Here is a 17,783-nt window from a genome sequence, read left to right on the forward strand (position 1 = left end):
ACGTTCCTAGAACATCTCCATCAATTCCAATTCCTTTTCAAAAGAATTGTCGGTATTCACTTTTTTCTGTTTGAATTCATTAAAGACAGCCTCAGCCGAACGGATTCCGGTCTCACTTGTGGGATAGGCCGGAGTAGTAACTGGACTAACTTCAAACAGTTTAGCTTTTTTTACAGTCCGGACAGCCATCTCTTCAGTTTCATCCCACTCGTCAACTTCTGCCCGGAATATGAACGAAGAACCACGGACATCGCCGCGTTCAATGCTTTCAACATACTTGTCAGCCCAAGAAGGAGGGGTGATTTCATAACGCAGGCCAACTTCATCCTCTTGAAGTTTCAAGGTGCCAGCTGTGTTCCTGCCAAGGATTTCACTAGGATTGTGATTCCATGCAGCATAGATGTCGTCATTGATTGATTCAGCAAAAGCGCCGCGTTCAAACTGCTCCGCGAACATCCCCCAAATAGGAACACTACGCTGGCCCCATTTCACCGCATAGCCGACAATCCTTTTCTTTTCACCTTCAGGCTCAGCTCTCACTTCTATATTGGTGAGGGAGCGTTTTTCCTTCTCATTCACTCTTCTCACCTCCTTTCAGGTATTGCTGTCCGGCCATATTTACAGGGATCATATTTCCGTTTACCAAGTAAGCATCCAAGCCTTCAATTTTGTCTTCATTTTCCTTATCCCGAATATCATTTCCGCTCAGCCAACCATTCTGTCGGCCGATTTGATAAGCTTCGTAGCGAGATTTCATATCGCCTCGCATCAAACCATCCAGGTTGTACTCAGCATAGTATTGCTTTCTTTCTTCCGTGGTTAAGAGCTTCCAATTAAGAGTCTGTTCCCATCTTACTGCCCAAGGCCTAATGGTATGTTTAGCAAAGCCAATGTCCTGGTGTTCGATATTGGAGAAAGTTGCTTTATCCAGATTGCCCACTAAATGCAAAGGAACCCGGTAAAGCCTCGCAATCTCTTCCAACTGGAATTTACGGGTTTGTAAGAACTGGGCATCTTCAGGAGGTATCCCAATTTGTTTATAAGTCATGCCTTCTTCGAGTATGGCCACCTTATGAGAGTTTTCAAGCCCTTTATGCATTTCGTCCCAGCTCGAACGCAGGTGCTTGATTGCATCTTCCCCCAGTTCTCCAGGGTGTTCCAAAACCCCAAGTGGTTTTGCCCCGTTGCTGAAGAATCTCGACCCGTATTCCTCTGCAGCTTGTCCGAGCCCGATGCTTTCCCTCGCTAAACCTATTACTGAAAGACCTACTAGGCCATCTAATGAGAATCCAACTAAATGGAGCATCTGATCAGCCGAGAGATTTATCACCTTACCGTCTGGGCCAGCAACTTCATACCCCATTTTCTTGGTGGTTGGATTTCGCTTTGGAATAACTTTTGATGGGTGCTGTGGGTAGAGTCCTCTCGGTTCTCCATCCGGTCCCCAATCGATAAATGCGTAACCATTCCCCCAAAGCAAAATGCACGCCTGCAAGACTTGCCTGAAAGTAAAGCTTGTCATTTCTTCGTTCGGTCTCGAATGCAATAAATCATATAGTTTCTTTTCTCGAGCCTTCGCTCGGCCATTGCTGCCTTTATCCCTGTATAGGTGTAAAGGTAAGGAGGCCATTGTTTCAGATATGACATTTACACAGGAAAACACAGCGATATAACTTAGAGCTGTGGTCTCATTTACTACTTTCCCAGCGTAACTCCTATTGCCTCCACTTAGCCAGGCAACATCTGAATCGCTAGGATTAGCCAAATCCATTGAGCGCTTTCCAAATAGTGAATCTATAAAGCCCATTGTCTTTTATCACCTCCTCGCTGCCAAAATGCTCACCCCTATCAGAGAAAATCCGACAAATAAAAAAGCCGCAGGTTTGTATATCATGTTCAAACCATAAGCAGCTATTGAAATTCCAGATAAAAAGGCGAAATCAGTCATGTGTTTTATAAAATAACCTTTGATAGGATTCTTTTTCATAGCGATACAATCCCTCTCCTTTTGTAAACACTTGGTTTAACCGCTATTTCTTCAAGTTTAACGGCAATGGCCATAGCATTTATAAGCGAAACGGTTAAGTCGATCCTATCAATCGATTTGTTTTTCATCGGTTTGATATTTTCATTCCCGTCAACAGCAATATGGACGTTGCCAAAACACCAGCGTGCTGCCGGATTTTCCTCATGTTTCATAGCGCCTGAACGTAAAAGCCGCTCAATTTCCTTCATCGCCGGAGACATCATCGCCATATTCTGTGCCACTTCAAGCACTTCCACGTCCTGATTCATGAGCCTCTGGGTCAACATACGGCTATTCCAAGGGTCTGTACCTAGCTTTTCGAACTTATATTGCTTGCTATGTTGTAAAATCCTAGCCTCGACAAACTCATAGTCAATGACATCACCAGGAGTTGCATGCATAAAACCGTCATTTACCCATTTGTCATAGGGAACCTTATCCCGTTTTATCTTTTCTACCATCTTGTCTTCCGGAATCCATCCCTCACTTAAAAAATACCATCCGTCCAGTCCTTCCTGAGGAGGAAATAATAGAGTTAGCCCGGTCAAATCTGTAGTTGCTGATAAATCGAGCCCTGGATAGCAACGCTTACCCAGCAAATCTCTTTTGTTAATCTGTTGCACCGAAGTATCCCATAAGGTTAAGGGCAACCAACCAACAGATTTTAGGGCAACCCATTGATTGAGTCGGAGCCAACGGAATAACTTCTCTTTTGCAGCATCGTTACGCGCTCCAATCGCTTCTTGCCGAACAGCTTCAATGTCAATCGTTACACCCAACGATGGATTAGCCAGATACCAGGTTTTTTCGTCAAAAATATCAGCTTCTTCAGGAGCGCAAAATATTTTTACATACCAATAAGGGTCCTCAATCTCGCCGACAGTAATCTTTCGAGCATATTCGTGTACTTCCCACCCGATAGATTTTTTGTCCGGGTCATCACCGGCCGTTGTTATTACCCAATATAACGGTTCTTTCCTTGCCGAACCGGAACCAAATGTCATAACGTCCCACAATTCACGATTGGGCTGTGCGTGGAGCTCGTCAAAAATAACTACAGTCGGATTAATACCGTGCTTAGTATAAGCTTCGGCCGACATTACCTTCAGGAATGTGCCAGTTTCAGTATTAATGATTTCTTTTTTGCTATCAACTACCTTAAGAAGTGAAGACAAATCCTCATCCTGGTCAATCATCTGAAGGGCAGCCTTGTAAGTTAATCCGGCCTGTTCTTTATCAGCTGCGCAACAATATATTTGACCTCCAGGAGGATCCATAACCAGGTGCTTCAACGATAGTGCCGCAATAGTAGTCGTTTTTGCGTTTTTCTTAGGGATTTCAAGATAGGCATAGCGATATTGGCGATAGCCTCGCTCGTTGACCGTCCCGTAAACATCCCAAAGTACATCATGTTGCCATTTTTGCAAGACAAAAGGTTGGCCGTAAAAATCATCTGTCAGGTTTAACAGCTGGATGAATTCAATAACCTCGAGGGCTCGGGAAGGATCATGAGCCATTGCCTACCCCTCGCTTTTGAAGAAAGGAAGACATTTTGCTCTTTTTAGAGTCTTCCGGTTTTTTAGGAACAGATCTTAAAGCAGATTGGATTGTCATAATGTTTTCTTTAGAAATATCGATTAGCATTTTTCGCTTATCCTTAAGCGCCTTGCCACAATCCAATATTTGTTTTTGCATTTTCACTTTTATTTCCATCTTTGTAGCAAAATCGATTTCTTCATCCTCGCACTTTTCATCAAACTCTTCTAAATTTTTCATAAGGGTTTCCTTAAACACTTCGATCTCTTTGCACTCGGCATGGATTAAACAGTGAAGGTTTATGATGTGTCCGTAAAGGTCATCATCTTTGCCGATTGATTTCAACAATTTCTTAACCCTTGTGAATTCTTTATGTGCTATAGGATTCTTTTTAACTTCAGGACTCTCTTTAAGGTGAGTACCTGTCAGTAATTCACTCTCACCTTTTTCCCTTACTTGTTTTTCAGCCTTTGTTCTATGTCCTTGCACCAGATGCAAAGGTTTTGGTGGTCGTCCTCCTGGCACAATACTCACCTCCTAAAAAAAATTTGTAGTTTTGGGAAAAAATCTTGCGTTCAGGTGGGGACGCGGTCTTACAAGGCTATATAATTAGGAATTTGACCCACCCCCACCCCTGAATGTAAAATTATGTTATAAACAAATAAAATAAAGGTTAATGGGGAGCTATCTTATGCAAACATCATATTTTCCAGCTAAATTTAATGAGCCTTCTTTTCACTGCCCACATTGTAACGTTTTTGCTTCACAAGATTGGTGTGATATTTATTATGACGCAGGGATTGGTTTTAAAGCCATGCCTCTATATCGCACCTCAATTTGTGCCCACTGTAATGAGAAAGCAATATGGCTTAAAGGTAATTTAGTAGTTCCAATGACAAGTACAGCCCCTTTACCACATTCGGATATGCCACTTGAACTAATAGATGATTACAATGAGGCTGCCAGTATCGTTAATATTTCTCCTAGAGGAGCAGCTGCCTTACTACGATTAGTTCTTCAAAAACTTATGGTTTCATTAGGTTTACCAGGTAAGGATATTAATAGAGATATAGGAGCCCTTGTAAGTAGTGGTTTACCTGAGTTAATACAACAAGCTTTGGATATTGTAAGAGTAGTAGGAAATGAGTCTGTTCATCCAGGACAAATGGATATTACAGACAAACATGAAACTGCTATGCAACTTTTTAATTTAATTAACTTTATAATTGAGGATAGGATTACTAGACCAAAACAAATTAATGAATTATATATGCAACTTCCGGAGGGCAAACGTTTGGGAATAGAGCAGAGGGATAAAGCACCTAAATAAGGTGTTTTATTTATTCCCAAATCCTCCGTCCTCCTTCGCAGTCTTTATATCATGGTGCCTCTTGCACAGAGGCTGCCAGTTATTCTTATCCCAGAACAATTGCTTATCACCTTTATGTGGGATGATGTGGTCCACTACTGTAGCGGGTATGTGCTTCTCTTCCTGCTGGCAGTGGACACACAGTGGATACTTCTTTAGATATCCAAGCCGTGTCTTCCTCCACCTGCTGTCATATCCTCGCTGTGCTGCGGTGCCACGGTGGTTGTCATATCGGTTATTCTCGACCGGCTTATGCTGATTGCAATACTTTCTCTCGGTTAGGTTTGGACAGCCAGGCTTGGAGCATGGGCGCTTAGGTTTACTTGGCATAAAAATCACCCCAAAAAAAGTACCTTTTAAGGTACCAAATCATTTTTTTATATTTAATTTCAATTCTTCTCTTTTCACTGTTGATTTAGAATCATCAAATGCAATTAGCTTATATTCAAGTGAAATTTCATTCTTATTTTTCAACTGCGTTACAATATAATTATCTTTATAAGATGCTAGAATAACGTATCGTTTTCCTTCCTGAAGAAGTAAAGAATATGGAGCTGAACCACCCGCTTTACCATAGCTCTGCATATATCCCATAAAGAGAGAAGATATAATTGCATAAATACTTATTACAATTAGTATGGTAGTCTTATTCATTTTTTTCTTTAATAAAAAAATGATACAAATTCCTATTACAACAATTAGAGTTGAACTAAATTCGAAAAACAACATTTCTTTATAATAAAGAATCATAAGAGCTATCGCATAAACAATAATAAAAACAATTATTTTACGCTTTTGTGGATTGAAAATAAAACTAGACATCGTCGGTACGTATACTAATAAGAGAAGACTAAGTGAGATCAATGTATCAGTAATATTGTTTACCCCTAATTCAATTAAGTGAGTTGGAATTCCCCAAAATACATACACTCCTAAATTATAAGAATAAACTAGACTGTAGCCTACAATAGTTAAAATTATTACAATATCTAGATTAGGCAATATTTTTTTTATATTTTCCAAAACTCTCCACTCCTTTATAACTTCATTTCTACGCCTGTTCCCAATATCCTTTTTTCGACAAAATTTTATTTTCTTCTATTAACCCCTTTGATTCTCTAGTAAGTATCTCGGTTCATGTCCACGATATCAAACAGGTCATGCAAGTTAAACGCTCTTTCAGTTTCCTGGTTTGGTTTCTTTGTTTAAAAGGTCAGTGACCTTCACAGTGCATCACTCTTTCACCAAATAATGGCACCCTTTACTTCGGCAGGCGACAGCCGCTGCGATCCATTCCTTAACCGCTTCAGTCGTCGGCCGTAGAGGAGGAAGGGGGACCTTCTAACAGGAATGGCGTAATAGGAAAACAGGCATGAAAGAAGCGCCTTATCTCAAACGGATAGGCGCTTTTTGACACATCTATAATTTTCCATACTATCATTCTACATCGTTCGATAAGGTCTGTAAATGACATGTTTGTGACATCTTTTATACCTTCTAAAATCGGATGCTATCAACGCCGAAAAGCAGTCCTGACAAGTCTTTGCACGCTCTATCTACGGTGCGGAAGACTGTTCGTTTTTCGACAGAGTGACACTCAGCTATAGCTTCGACCGACATTCTTGGCTCATCGATGTACATCTGTCGGATAATCAAATACTTCCTAATGTCCTCTGGACGATTGGATTTCTCACACATTAACTTATATATCTCCAACATATGTTGAATGAATTGAACAATGGCCAATGTCCTCTTCTTGCTCCTCTTAATTGACTCAAGTGCTAAGTGATCGCCGTCAAGTTCCTCCATCAACAGAATGTCATCGATTTCTGTCAATTCAAGTTTTATATCGGAACAATGGATGACCAGATTCTTGTAGTTTCTCAATAGCAGCTTGGTGTTCCGAAGGCGGCGGTCGTGCCGGTCTTTTTGCTCCTTCTGCCTTTCTTTCTCAACGTGTTCAATGGCTGCCTGGACTGCAAGCTTCACAATTTCATCTACCTGTTTTGTGTTCAACAATGGCTTTTCCCCCATATTCCCTAGCGCTTGGGAATTTGTTATTTTAATTACCGTATATTTTCTTCAAATTCTCCATAAGTTCTACATCGGTGAATTTTTCATAATATGAACGGTTTATACCTTCTACAAGTGCCATCTGCTCGATCATTGATTCACGTTCCTGTTTTGTCATCTCCTTGTCATCCAGATCCATGTAAGGTGGTTTCTGTCTTTCCAGTACCGCAGATTGTCGGTGTGACTCAAGTGACTCCCGAATCAATCCGTTAATCCGCTCCTGTTTGAATTGCAGCCGCTTTTCTATGTTTTCAATTATTGCCTTTTGCTGTTCTATTACGACTGATGCTTTACCGTTAATTGCTTCACCAGAATGAGAATACTCGTAAAGGTCATATCCGCAATCTGTATATGGGCAAACAGCAATCTCTGCATCCTTTTCAACCATAATTGCCCGGCCGCACCCATCACAGCTGTAAACATCAATAGGCATACCTACTATCATGTTTTTATCTGGTGTTGCTCCTCCGCTGTATGGAGCTGATGGCCGTGGACTAACCGATTTGCGATTTACTTTTTGAGCCAAATCCTTACCTCCTTTTTTAGATAACAGAACTATCAGTGTGTTTCATAAAAAATACAATTTAAAAATTATGTTGAATATTGTAAAATATTACTAACAAATAATTAAGAAGGTGATTATGATAGAGCCAAATAATCTTTACTGTGGTATTATTATGCCAATTTCCGCTATGCCTGGTTATACTCCTGAACATTGGTTAGAAGTCAAAAGCATCATTGTTGAAGCGACTCAGAAGGTTGAAGGATTTAATTTTAAGACTGAAATTGTAAGCAACTCAGATGGTGAAATTGATGTAATACATAAGAGAATTATTCAAAATATATATAATGCTGATATTATTGTTTGTGATATGAGCGGGAGAAACCCAAATGTCATGTTTGAACTTGGCATGAGATTAACTTTTGATAAACCAACCATTATTATTAAAGATGACCAAACTGATTTCATCTTTGATACTGGAGTTATTGAACATTTAACTTATCCAAAGGATTTGCGGTATTCTAAGATTGGAAGTTTCAAACATGAATTGAGTAATAGAATAAAACATACCCTTGTTAAATCCAATAATGATCCTAATTATTCAACTTTCCTTCAGAATTTTGGCGAGTTCAGAAAACCTTCATTAAATCAAACAGCAGTAACCGATGTGCAACAATTAATATTAGATGAAGTAAATACTCTACGTAGAGAAATTAACAGTTTTAAAAAGGAAACCGCTGCCACAAAACAAAAGCCGTCTGCTAGAGTAGTTCCTGCAGGCTTACAGAGTGTCATCTATAACTACATTAAAAATGAAAATGATTTTTCAAATGCTGATGTTCTTATATATAAGGAAGAGTTTATCAATTACCTCCAATCTGAAAATTACAATCCTCAGGCTATTGGCGAGAATATTTTAAAAAAAATAGTAAAAGATGCACAGGCAGATGTACTTCCTTTTTAAATACGTAACAGAGAACGTTGAGTAAATGTCAATGTTCTCTTTTTTTGATACCTTTTTGCTATTGTGTTAACTTAAAACACTTTATAAATGGTAGAATATTACTAAAACGGTAGGAGTAAACCAATGGATACGATTAATACTTACTTAATTCAAATAAACTGGGATGGCTCTTTTAAATTAAGTGATTTACCCAATTTAATGAATGAAGATAGCGATTATGGAATCTATCAAATTTACGGCAACCATCCTGTATATGGCAGTGATGTTTTGCTTTATATTGGGAAAGCAGATTATCAGACACTTGGAAAACGAATTTCTCAAGAAAGCTGGCTATACAACAACGATTCGAATAACATTAAAATTTATGTTGGAAGACTTGCGGGTGACACCACCCCTTCGGATGATTCCTGGTCAAAGGGAATTGATCTCGCTGAGCGTTTATTAATTTATGCCCATAAGCCAGCTCACAATTCAAAAAGCGTATTAACAATTCCCGATACGGATATGCAAAATATTCATATTCTAAATTGGGGACATCACAGGGACCTTTTACCTGAAGTTTCTGGTCTAAGATGGACTAATAAACTTGGTGACTATTATCCTGAATCTTATAAATTGAGCAAGATTGAGAGTAGCTATTGATTAGTTACTCTCTCTTACAACACAATGCTTACTTTGTCGCCTAGTTAGCTACGGCCGGTTTGTAGCGATTATGCTTAACACAAAACTCTGGAAGATTAGCGCTCACCAGCGCGTCTGCAAAAGGTGGAGGAACTGAGTTGCCGCACCTGGCTACCTGTTCAGTCTTTGGATAAGGCTTACCTTCGTGATCCCGGTCAATAATATAGTTAGAAGGAAACCCTGGCCGGCATAAAGCTCATGTGGTTGCAGCATCCTCATGCCAATGTCCTGTATTTGATAATTTTTACCGTGAAGTGTAACAAGTCCGAATCTGTCCCGGGTCGTTATTGTGTGGAGTGGATCCGTAAGTTCTTGCCCAACGCTCGAGCCATAATAAGCAACCAAGAATGCCTTAACCAATGCAAAACGGTTAGCAGTAGGAATAGTGTATATTGGTTCCCTTAATGACTGCCCCCTGACCTCTCCCGGGTTTGTTTCAGTGTAGTATTGAGCCAAGAAGGATAATGCCCCTCCTGGAGCTTCAAAAGGCTGTTGTTCATCCAGTACAAACTTTTGAATACCTCGAGCGATCCTCCTCATGGTGTTTTCTGCAAGGGGCTTTTTCCTAGTGAAAATGGATGGAGTGCCAATCTCCCAATCTATGATTTCTGCAGCTGTGAACCATGGTTTAAGCTTGCCTACTTGCACTGCCAAACTGTTTGGGTCTCCGTGTGTTGGTTCAGGCCATGTAATTGGTCTGCCGTCCCTCCTAGCAATGAGAAAGAACCTTTTCCTTATGGTAGGTGCCCCATAGTCGCAAGCCCTCAATTCGCGCCAATCTACGGCGTATCCTAGTCTCTTTAATGCGTTAACAAAGCTGTTAAATGTCCTGCCCCTTTGCGATAAATCAGGCTGACCATCTTTAACAGGCCCCCAGGTCTTAAACTCTTCCACATTCTCGAGCATGATCACTCGAGGCTTTACTTTAGCCGCCCACCTAACTGCTACCCAGGCAAGGCCACGAATATTTTTATTAACAGGCTTACCGCCTTTTGCTTTGGAAAAATGCTTGCAATCAGGAGAGAACCACGCAAGCCCTACAGGTCGCCCCTTAACCGCCTTTACTGGATCCACATCCCAGACACTCTCACAGTAATGCTCTGTGTCCGGATGGTTTGCCTTATGCATGGCAATAGCAGCTGGGTCGTGATTGATTGCTATATCTACGGATAAGCCAGTTGCCATTTCAATCCCTGTACTGGCACCGCCGCCACCCGCGAAGTTATCAACGATTATTTCTCTGAATAAATCAAGCTGCTTCAATGCTTCCCCTCCTTGTTTCCTCTGCTTCCAATAAACCTCTAATGAATCCCTTTTCTTAACCTGATACCATTACAGTGTAGGAGTGTGGTTTAATTGTCTTTTGTTTCGCCAATGCTATTACACAAAGCGGATGAGCCGTTTAATGATGCCAATTACCTCACAGAGTTGAAGTTAGACGGCCTTCGCTTCATATATACGGTCAATGACCAGGGACGGGTCCGGATGTATTCCCGGCATAACAATGAAATTACATCCAAATTCCCCGAATTAATGGACTTAGGACTCCCTCTTGGTACAATCCTAGATGGTGAGTTAATCGTCACGGACAGTGAAGGGAAACCTGATTTTGAAGCTATGATGTCCCGCTTTCAGTCAGGAGCAAAAGGTTCTCACCCTGTAAGTTTCGTTGCCTTTGATGTAATCCAGTATAATGGTGAGCGAGTGACTGGGCTGCCGTTACTGGACCGGAAACAAATACTCGCCGATCTCGTTCCCACTGATTCTTCTTTACTAGCAAAATCTCAATTCCTTGAAGGAAACGGAGCTGCATATTACGATGCAGTATGTTCCCAATCCTTAGAAGGAATAGTTATGAAGCGAAAAGATAGCCGGTACCAGGTTGGTAAACGTAGCCACGACTGGTTGAAGGTCATCAATTACGAATACGCTGATGTGCTTGTTATTGGCTACCGCAAAGAAGAATTCGGCTGGTTGCTCGCTGATCAGGATGGAGCCTACCTTGGAATTATGGAGCTCGGTGTTCCAGCTAGTGTGAAAACATGGATTTACAGCGCAAAGGTTCTTAATGAGACAGATAAGAACAAATACATTGAGCCGGTTCCGGTACAAGTGAAGTTCCGAAATTACACTAAGGCTGGGCTTTTAAGGCTACCTAGTTTTGTTTCTTGGTGAACCTTTTGTGACATATATTTACAATATTGGCAAACTAACATATTCTTAATATGTAGTCGTTGACTACACCATAACGGTCCTCCTAACCGTTATTAATTGCTCCCCCGGCTAACGGCCTTCCCATAACCCGTTGCCGGGGTTTTATGTTATACTAGGGTTGTTACTCCGCCCCGACAGGCTATCCCTCCAAGGGTGACTTTGTCGGGGTTTTTGTTATTCAATGTGAAACTTCTTAACAGCTTTGTGCATGAAATATTCTTCTCCAGTTAATTGTTGGTACCAAACCCGATTAGATAAATACACTTCTGGAAGCAAACCAAGCTTTTTATCTTTTGAAGTGTCCCAAGCTACTACTAAATTCCGAGCTATTATCTTGGTCAGTTTTTCGACCCTTTCTGCTTGCTGGATAAACCACTGTCGTTCCTCAACTTCTTTTTCAATGCTGCTAAATCTTCGCTAGGAACAACACCATCATGCATTTCAATCCACTCTTTCAAATCATCCTTCGCTTTTTGAATGCGTTCTTTATTTGTCACCCGTTTTCCCCTCCTATCGAACATAATTACTCTTTTGTTACATAATTTTGAAACCAATTATTTTTTAATCCGTAAAAAATAGCACAATATACACGGAGGAATATAATGAATTTTTTCACACTTTTTATCCCACTTTTGATAACGATTTTGGGAACTTTAATTCCTATAAATGCGCTTAATGAAAAATCAAGTTTAGGAAGGACATTTTTCACTGACGAACAAAGGTTGAAAGTTAGATACTTCAACACTGTCCTTTTAGCTACAATAATTTCATTTGGTTTTATTTATTTTTATCTAGCAATAAAAGTAAATGAAAGAAATGAATTTCGTCTTGAAACTTCGGAAATAGCATTCTCTTCAATCTGGGGTATTATATTATTTTTGATCCTAATTTTAATTACCTCTCCAATAATGAACTGGATTAACAATTTTAAAATAAAGTATCACTTTAAATATAAAGTTTCCCTCCCTGAAGAAGACCTTCAAATTTACATTATTAGGATGCACGATAAGGATACGTGCGTTTGTTCTAAAAACCCGAATATCGAATATAATAATAAAGGTGTATATATCCTAATTCCGATGCAAAATATAATGGGAAAGAACCTAAAGCAAATAAGAATCAAAAAACCTAAACGAACGTTTTGGTCTAAATTTTTCAATCTATAATATTGTCATCCCTTTAGGGATGATTTTTTTATATAGCAAAACACAAAATTTGTTACCACGGTTCATCCGGAGCATCCAGATCAACACATATAATGGGATTGACCGTTTGCCTCTTTTCAAGTCTCCGCTTATAGGCGTTGGTTGCATAATAAGATATGGTTCTTACCTGTACATCTAAGCGATTTGCCAGTTCTTTAGCAGTACCAATACAAATGAACGTATCACCTTTATATAAAGCGAATTCACGCTCTTTCATTAGCCTTTTGCCCTAGCTGCAGCCAAGAGTTCACCCCGCCTCTTGGCCGCTTCCTTCTGTTCATCAGTCAGATTACGAACCTGCCTCATGCTGATCTGCTTTTCATGGAGTGTCCCCTGAACTGCTATAGGTTTGAAATTCTCCGATTCTATTACTTTAAAATCACCTAATTTAGCAAGTTTGCGGATATGTTTCGGTACGGTAGAGTAAACAGACCATAAACCAGTGGAACTATCAAAAACTAAAGTGGTTTCTTGTTCTTCACGAGAATAGCCCATCTTCACCTTCCTCTCTAAAGGTTAAAGTCATCAATTGCTTCGTCCATGAGATCTTGATTGATTCCGATATACCTTAACGTGACCGACGGACTGGAATGGTTGAAGATTTCTTGGAGCAAAGCCACATCCTTAGTCTTTTGATAAAAGTGATATCCGAATGTTTTCCTAAGCGTGTGCGTTCCGATTTCATTTAATCCAACTTCCTTAGCAGTATCATTAAGTATCTTCCAAGCATGGCATCGACCAATAGGCTTGGTTCCTCTCCTGGACTGAAAAAGGTAACTGTCAATTTCAAGATTTGCGGTATATTCGCCTATTTGCCTTTGAAGCTCCACGTTAATTTTGAAACGCTTTGGCTTACCTGTTTTCTTTTCTTTCATGTTGATATGAGTCTTACCTTTCACATCAGAAACTTTAAGGCGAAGCAAGTCACTGATTCGTAATCCTGTATTAATCCCCATTAATAGAAGAAAATAGTTTCGATAACTTTGCTTTAGTAAAACCCGCTTCATCTCGCCAATCTTCTCTAAGTCCCTAATGGGCTGTACGGTTTTCACTTTTTCTTCCTCGTCCTATTACACTTTGTAAAAGGTCGTCCTCTTTTGGGAGGTTTATCATTATCTAGCACCTTGCCAATCTCACGCAACCCAGAGTAAGTATGACAACCTCCGCATCTTGTATCTGGAGGTGAACCTGTAGTATTATTCATTGGGCAAGATTTGCAATTGTTTAGTAGTTGATCGAGACGAGCCATCATAGTTATACGATTCATGAGATTCTTTTCCACCCTTTACGAATCCGCGAGTTTAGCTCGTACTTCTTTAGCGGTTCATATACATAAACACGGTTATCTTCTTCCCGGCGGTAGAGCAAATACCAACGGGCTCCCCTTTTACTCATGCACCTCACTCCATTTCAGTAACTTTTACAATTACCCTAGGTGTTTGGCTGTAATATTTCCTTACGACCAGATCCACTACTTGGCTATCATCTTTCCAAACAACCGACTTTAAGGCATCCTTAATACCCTTGGCATAATTATCGACATCCGGTTTTGTTATAGGCCGGAGCTTCCCTTCCTCAGCTTGTTGCAATTTCTTTTTAGAAAAACTTTTCAAAGTCGCCTTGTAAACTATAATTTCGAGTTTAAGCGGACCTTCGAACAACTGAGGAGGTTTATTTTGACTCGCGACCATCTTTACATAATGTTTAAAATCCTTTGACTTTGCCGGGTCACGAACTGTCACTATTCCATTTTTAGAGCTAAAGCGGGGCCGGCCCTGTGCAACCGGCTCACCGTAAACTGTAAATTCAATCATTATTTAATCACCCGTCTTAACTTTGCCTTCCAGGAGCTTTTCGGAGTATTCTGAATGAAAATATTCCTGCCGTAAGCATCCCGCTTCCACTGCTTTCCGTCGTTGGTTATTTGCGTTAACGGATAGATAACTTCGTACCCTCTCCGTAGTAAGTCATCTATCGCTTGCCGCGCTTCCTTTTCTGTTTTCCTGGTGACGGTGGTATCTTGGAATCGCGTGGAGGTAATCAATATCCTGTCTCCTGCCGCATAAAGTTCACAGCGTTCTTTTCCAAATATGCCTCGCAAATCTGCTCCCAAGTAAATCCGAGCATATCCATAAGGCCGATATATAGGCTCCATGTACAATGCCAGTCGGTTGGCACATAACAGGTTCGCGCTTGATCTATTAAATCTAGAACTTGCTCTTCAAGCGATAATTTCTTAAACAATTCCACAGCAGGTGAATCGATGTTTATGTCGTTGGCGATAGATAGGAGAAAATGAAGAACATCGACTGCTTCTTCAAGTAGCGGGTTCTTGCCTTTTCCTTCACATTCCCAGCATTCAACTTCAGCATAATCAGCCATCCCCACAAAACCGGCATTCTTACACTCAGGGCAGGTAGTCCTTGGCTCTTGGTCATGACTCCAACACTTGAAAAATCTTGCCTCATTCGCCATTTCGCCAATCTCCACAAACAAGGCGATTAGCTTCTTAGCCCGCCTATCCTCGCCTTGCTTTCGAGGATGTTCATTTTCAATCCGTTCATCAAGGTCTTTTTCCATCTGTAATAGTTTAGTGAATTCCATGCCCGTCCCCTTTCAAGCCACTCGGCCTTCTCTTAATTTCCTTTTCTCTCGCAAGGTGAATAAGCGCAAGAATTATTTCGTCAGGATCCCTCTTAAAGTGCTTTGCCATGTTGAGAACACTTTGGTTTTCCCTCCAAATTGCAGCAAGGTAAATGAGGTCCGGCTCGTCCCATACAAAATCCATGTCCTCCAGCACAATAATTCTATTTTTTCTAGGATGGCGGTTAGGCCCTGTGGTTCCCTTTTTCCGTCCGCGTTGTTGCTTTTGCTCTAATACCATTTGTTTGCATCTGCCTCGATATCTATCTGCCGGAATGTGGCAAGTACCCATTGTTGTTTCAAATCGTCGTAATCAAGTTCAAAAACCGACTTGCCTGTATCTGTTTGGCTAACTCCCATTCCAAGCAGTTTTTCTAGGATAAACTGTTTTTTTAATTCCAGTTCCAACCCTTTAGCTCCCCTGGCCTCTTTCTGAAGCACGACAGATTCTAGAAGGACACCCATTACACGTTCACCGGATGACGTTGGGCTAGTTGTTCCTCGAGCTGATCCAACCTTGCTTCAAGTCCGAGAATGTACTGGGCTTGAGAAAGATTTTGTTCAGCTAGGGATAAATACGGGCGAAGTCCTTTGCTGTGGCGGAGCTTGCGGTTTTCTGCATGCAGCTCGTCCACTTTATCAATGAGCCAAAGAATATCATCTTTGTTAAAACGACCACGTTTATGATCGGCTCTAAAATCAGCCAGTTTCTTCTCCAAGCAATTCACTCCCTAAAATGATTTAATTTTTCCTGGACTCTTCTCTTTTTCTCTTCCAAATCTTCAGTAGGCTCCTGCTGCTGTTCAGGCTGTGGTTCCTTTTCGTTCATCCAATCAGGTACTATTTCTTGCCTAATTGGTTTTTTATATGAGCTGGATCGCCCCAGCTTTTGCTTATTGAATTTCTCCTGCTCATAAGCTTTCACTCTATCAAGGGTGGCCAGGTTATTATTCTTCCACTCTTTCAGCAGGTACTCCACGAAGCCGAAATACCGTTTGTTTTTGCTGTCCGCTATCTGAATGGCCTCATTCACGATATCCTGGTTTCCACCAAAATCATCCACCCACTTCCAAAGTGAGTCGGCCTGAAATGTGGACAACCGGCAAAGCGATTTTTCGAAAAACACAACGGGATTTTCTATAACTTCTGCGGCAGTAGTGGTAGTAGTATCTTTTTCATTCTTAAAACATTCTTTATCATTCTTGTTTATATCCGCGCACTGTTCCTTGACTGTTACCTTACTGTTACCCTCAACACTTTTTTGTTGGTAAACGTGCCAATTTAATAGGGTGATTAGTGTGTACTGCCTGTTACCCTTCCCGCGGTCAATTTTTATCATTGACTGTTTCTCCATCCATTCAAGAATAGTGGAAACTGTCTTGGGGTTGGGTTCCTTCCACTTCACCCCCTCATACCAGCCGATGTTCTTTGCGATATCCCTAACCGATGTGAGGTGCTGGCCAGCTTTTATGGTCAAATGGGTTCCGTCCCGCATAGGGATAGTGGCATCGTGATGGTTGACAATGTATTTAAGATATTGCCAGGCTCGGTGGTAAAGGGGAGGCATCATCCATATTGCGCTGTGCATTTCTTTCCGATGATCCTTAATGTACCCCTGCAAAGGAGCACCTCCCTTGCTATCTTTAGAACTCAACTATTTATTTGTGGAATAAAACGTAGCCGTTTTGCTATAATGGTTATATATTCTTTCTTAATGGTCCGACGTTACCGCGTCAGGCTTTTTTTCTGTCTTTGCTCTAGAAATTTATTGATGAAATATACCTGGCCTTTACCTGTCACTTTAGGTGTACGTGTGGTACGAACAGAGCCATCCGGATTGTTGATGGTCCGTTTTTTAATTTCGAAAAGGCCGATATCCATGCTGTACTGGGTGGGAAGATTAAACATTTCTCCTTGCTTTCGGATAAGGTATCCCTGTTTCCGCAGCCATTCAAAAAGACGATTTTGTCCAATATCTATACCATTTTGATTAAGCAGCTTCGCCAGCTCACCGATAAGAATGGATGTATTGGAGGTTTCAAGAGCTTCAGCAAATAGAACTTTTGGTTTCTGTTCCGCAATTTTCTGTTCCGCTTCTAATCTTTTTGTCTGTTCTTCTTTTAATCTAGTGGCCAGGTCAATTAAAAAGTCAGGGCTTGTGAGAGCCTTTTCCAACGTTTCACCTGTCATATAGGCCCCATTCTTTCGGATGGAAGGAATTACTTCATGAGTGATCCAGCGTTTGAATTGTTTTGCTTCTGTTTTACGACTGCCGAGTATTAATGTATAAAGTCCCGGCTCATTTACTATATTTACTGACCCGCGAAAGCCCTCAGTTGAAATGAGGGCTTTTTCATCCTCATCTAACCGTTTTAAAGCTTCCGATGGATTTCCTATTTCAAGGACCTCGCACACGTCCTTAGCAATAAACCAAGGTTCACCGTTCCTCACAGCCGTCCTGACGTCATGCCCGCTGTAGTTAAATACCTTCTGCAATTCTTTCATCCATTTCTCCTTTCTTTTGGCAATGAATTATTTATTCATAAGTCAATCCGGCCCAAGTCAACATG

General features: G+C 40.8%; 27 protein-coding genes and 1 pseudogene. 5 read left to right on the top strand and 23 right to left on the bottom strand.

The features are described 5' to 3' along the window. Positions 1-6: 6 nt before the first annotated feature. Genes AM500_RS21405 through AM500_RS21420 form a run of 5 tightly spaced genes read right to left on the bottom strand, consistent with a single transcriptional unit; the run spans position 7 to position 4,087 of the window. The gene (locus AM500_RS21405; RefSeq protein WP_053601049.1) at positions 7-579 is read right to left on the bottom strand and encodes an HK97 family phage prohead protease; all 573 of its coding nucleotides are present in this window, start codon (positions 577-579) and stop codon (positions 7-9) included. After that, on the bottom strand, positions 572-1,807 hold the full coding sequence (locus tag AM500_RS21410) for a phage portal protein (RefSeq protein WP_082347333.1): 1,236 nt from the start codon (positions 1,805-1,807) through the stop codon (positions 572-574). Before AM500_RS21410 ends, AM500_RS21405 begins: the two co-directional genes overlap by 8 nt. A 9-nt stretch (positions 1,808-1,816) precedes the next feature. Continuing rightward, positions 1,817-1,987: a hypothetical protein gene (locus AM500_RS25655; RefSeq protein WP_156319872.1), complete on the bottom strand. Its 171-nt coding sequence runs from the start codon at positions 1,985-1,987 to the stop codon at positions 1,817-1,819. Further along, positions 1,984-3,543 (bottom strand): terminase large subunit, encoded by a 1,560-nt coding sequence (locus tag AM500_RS21415; RefSeq protein ID WP_053601050.1) that lies wholly within the window; start codon positions 3,541-3,543, stop codon positions 1,984-1,986. Before AM500_RS21415 ends, AM500_RS25655 begins: the two co-directional genes overlap by 4 nt. Then, on the bottom strand, positions 3,533-4,087 hold the full coding sequence (locus AM500_RS21420) for a hypothetical protein (protein WP_053601051.1): 555 nt from the start codon (positions 4,085-4,087) through the stop codon (positions 3,533-3,535). The genes AM500_RS21415 and AM500_RS21420 overlap by 11 nt, the downstream gene beginning before the upstream one ends. Before the next feature lie 166 nt (positions 4,088-4,253). On the opposite strand from AM500_RS21420, the gene AM500_RS21425 reads away from it, so the two are divergent. Next, positions 4,254-4,892, top strand: coding sequence for a DUF4145 domain-containing protein (locus tag AM500_RS21425; protein ID WP_053601052.1), 639 nt, complete (start codon positions 4,254-4,256; stop codon positions 4,890-4,892). A gap of 6 nt (positions 4,893-4,898) precedes the next feature. Here the strand turns inward: AM500_RS21425 and AM500_RS21430 are convergent, their stop codons facing one another. The 4 genes from AM500_RS21430 to AM500_RS21445 form a co-directional block, all read right to left on the bottom strand. After that, on the bottom strand, positions 4,899-5,261 hold the full coding sequence (locus AM500_RS21430) for an HNH endonuclease (RefSeq protein ID WP_053601053.1): 363 nt from the start codon (positions 5,259-5,261) through the stop codon (positions 4,899-4,901). Between the two features lie 39 nt (positions 5,262-5,300). Further along, entirely contained in the window at positions 5,301-5,954 is a 654-nt protein-coding gene (locus AM500_RS21435) for a hypothetical protein (protein ID WP_053601054.1), read from the bottom strand. 474 nt (positions 5,955-6,428) lie between these two features. Beyond that, positions 6,429-6,950, bottom strand: a complete 522-nt coding sequence (locus tag AM500_RS21440; protein WP_231688064.1) for a hypothetical protein — start codon at positions 6,948-6,950, stop codon at positions 6,429-6,431. 43 nt (positions 6,951-6,993) lie between these two features. Continuing rightward, positions 6,994-7,530 (bottom strand): hypothetical protein, encoded by a 537-nt coding sequence (locus tag AM500_RS21445; protein WP_053601056.1) that lies wholly within the window; start codon positions 7,528-7,530, stop codon positions 6,994-6,996. A gap of 115 nt (positions 7,531-7,645) precedes the next feature. On the opposite strand from AM500_RS21445, the gene AM500_RS21450 reads away from it, so the two are divergent. After that, entirely contained in the window at positions 7,646-8,470 is an 825-nt protein-coding gene (locus AM500_RS21450) for a hypothetical protein (RefSeq protein ID WP_053601057.1), read from the top strand. Positions 8,471-8,593: 123 nt separating this feature from the next. After that, positions 8,594-9,112: a hypothetical protein gene (locus AM500_RS21455; protein ID WP_053601058.1), complete on the top strand. Its 519-nt coding sequence runs from the start codon at positions 8,594-8,596 to the stop codon at positions 9,110-9,112. A gap of 40 nt (positions 9,113-9,152) precedes the next feature. Here AM500_RS21455 and AM500_RS21460 read toward each other — a convergent pair. Next, positions 9,153-10,414 (bottom strand): annotated as a pseudogene (locus AM500_RS21460) (DNA cytosine methyltransferase). Positions 10,415-10,507: 93 nt separating this feature from the next. Between AM500_RS21460 and AM500_RS21465 the strand changes: the two are divergent. Next, positions 10,508-11,326 (top strand): ATP-dependent DNA ligase, encoded by an 819-nt coding sequence (locus AM500_RS21465; RefSeq protein WP_231688065.1) that lies wholly within the window; start codon positions 10,508-10,510, stop codon positions 11,324-11,326. Positions 11,327-11,703: 377 nt separating this feature from the next. Here AM500_RS21465 and AM500_RS25660 read toward each other — a convergent pair whose 3' ends face one another. Continuing rightward, positions 11,704-11,862: a hypothetical protein gene (locus AM500_RS25660; RefSeq protein WP_156319873.1), complete on the bottom strand. Its 159-nt coding sequence runs from the start codon at positions 11,860-11,862 to the stop codon at positions 11,704-11,706. 105 nt (positions 11,863-11,967) lie between these two features. Between AM500_RS25660 and AM500_RS21470 the strand changes: the two genes are divergently transcribed. After that, positions 11,968-12,531, top strand: coding sequence for a hypothetical protein (locus AM500_RS21470; RefSeq protein WP_053601059.1), 564 nt, complete (start codon positions 11,968-11,970; stop codon positions 12,529-12,531). Between the two features lie 52 nt (positions 12,532-12,583). On the opposite strand, the gene AM500_RS21475 is transcribed toward AM500_RS21470, so the two are convergent. The 12 genes from AM500_RS21475 to AM500_RS21525 all read right to left on the bottom strand — a co-directional run bounded on the left by AM500_RS21475 (position 12,584) and on the right by AM500_RS21525 (position 17,718). Further along, entirely contained in the window at positions 12,584-12,787 is a 204-nt protein-coding gene (locus AM500_RS21475) for a hypothetical protein (protein WP_053601060.1), read from the bottom strand. After that, the gene (locus AM500_RS21480; protein WP_053601061.1) at positions 12,787-13,065 is read right to left on the bottom strand and encodes a hypothetical protein; all 279 of its coding nucleotides are present in this window, start codon (positions 13,063-13,065) and stop codon (positions 12,787-12,789) included. The genes AM500_RS21475 and AM500_RS21480 overlap by 1 nt, the downstream gene beginning before the upstream one ends. A gap of 14 nt (positions 13,066-13,079) precedes the next feature. Further along, complete coding sequence (locus AM500_RS21485) at positions 13,080-13,622, bottom strand: site-specific integrase (RefSeq protein ID WP_156319874.1); 543 nt, start codon at positions 13,620-13,622, stop codon at positions 13,080-13,082. A 211-nt stretch (positions 13,623-13,833) separates the two neighbouring features. Beyond that, positions 13,834-13,965 carry a hypothetical protein gene (locus AM500_RS26290; RefSeq protein WP_269432524.1) on the bottom strand — a complete coding sequence of 44 codons (132 nt, stop codon included), beginning with the start codon at positions 13,963-13,965 and terminating at the stop codon, positions 13,834-13,836. Positions 13,966-13,970: 5 nt separating this feature from the next. Further along, the gene (locus tag AM500_RS21490) at positions 13,971-14,384 is read right to left on the bottom strand and encodes a RusA family crossover junction endodeoxyribonuclease (RefSeq protein ID WP_053601062.1); all 414 of its coding nucleotides are present in this window, start codon (positions 14,382-14,384) and stop codon (positions 13,971-13,973) included. Continuing rightward, positions 14,384-14,614, bottom strand: a complete 231-nt coding sequence (locus AM500_RS21495) for a hypothetical protein (RefSeq protein ID WP_053601063.1) — start codon at positions 14,612-14,614, stop codon at positions 14,384-14,386. Before AM500_RS21495 ends, AM500_RS21490 begins: the two co-directional genes overlap by 1 nt. Next, on the bottom strand, positions 14,611-15,174 hold the full coding sequence (locus tag AM500_RS21500; protein ID WP_053601064.1) for a dUTP diphosphatase: 564 nt from the start codon (positions 15,172-15,174) through the stop codon (positions 14,611-14,613). The genes AM500_RS21495 and AM500_RS21500 overlap by 4 nt, the downstream gene beginning before the upstream one ends. Beyond that, the gene (locus AM500_RS21505; RefSeq protein ID WP_156319875.1) at positions 15,161-15,358 is read right to left on the bottom strand and encodes a hypothetical protein; all 198 of its coding nucleotides are present in this window, start codon (positions 15,356-15,358) and stop codon (positions 15,161-15,163) included. Before AM500_RS21505 ends, AM500_RS21500 begins: the two co-directional genes overlap by 14 nt. Positions 15,359-15,444: 86 nt before the next feature. Beyond that, positions 15,445-15,678: a hypothetical protein gene (locus AM500_RS21510; protein ID WP_053601066.1), complete on the bottom strand. Its 234-nt coding sequence runs from the start codon at positions 15,676-15,678 to the stop codon at positions 15,445-15,447. Then, positions 15,678-15,932, bottom strand: coding sequence for a hypothetical protein (locus AM500_RS21515; protein ID WP_053601067.1), 255 nt, complete (start codon positions 15,930-15,932; stop codon positions 15,678-15,680). Before AM500_RS21515 ends, AM500_RS21510 begins: the two co-directional genes overlap by 1 nt. A 5-nt stretch (positions 15,933-15,937) precedes the next feature. Next, positions 15,938-16,834 (bottom strand): DnaD domain-containing protein, encoded by an 897-nt coding sequence (locus AM500_RS21520; protein WP_053601068.1) that lies wholly within the window; start codon positions 16,832-16,834, stop codon positions 15,938-15,940. A gap of 104 nt (positions 16,835-16,938) precedes the next feature. Beyond that, positions 16,939-17,718, bottom strand: coding sequence for a phage antirepressor (locus tag AM500_RS21525; RefSeq protein WP_053601069.1), 780 nt, complete (start codon positions 17,716-17,718; stop codon positions 16,939-16,941). Positions 17,719-17,783 lie beyond the last annotated feature (65 nt).

Origin of the sequence: Bacillus sp. FJAT-18017, assembly GCF_001278805.1 — a bacterium.
GTDB lineage: Bacteria > Bacillota > Bacilli > Bacillales > Cytobacillaceae > Bacillus_D.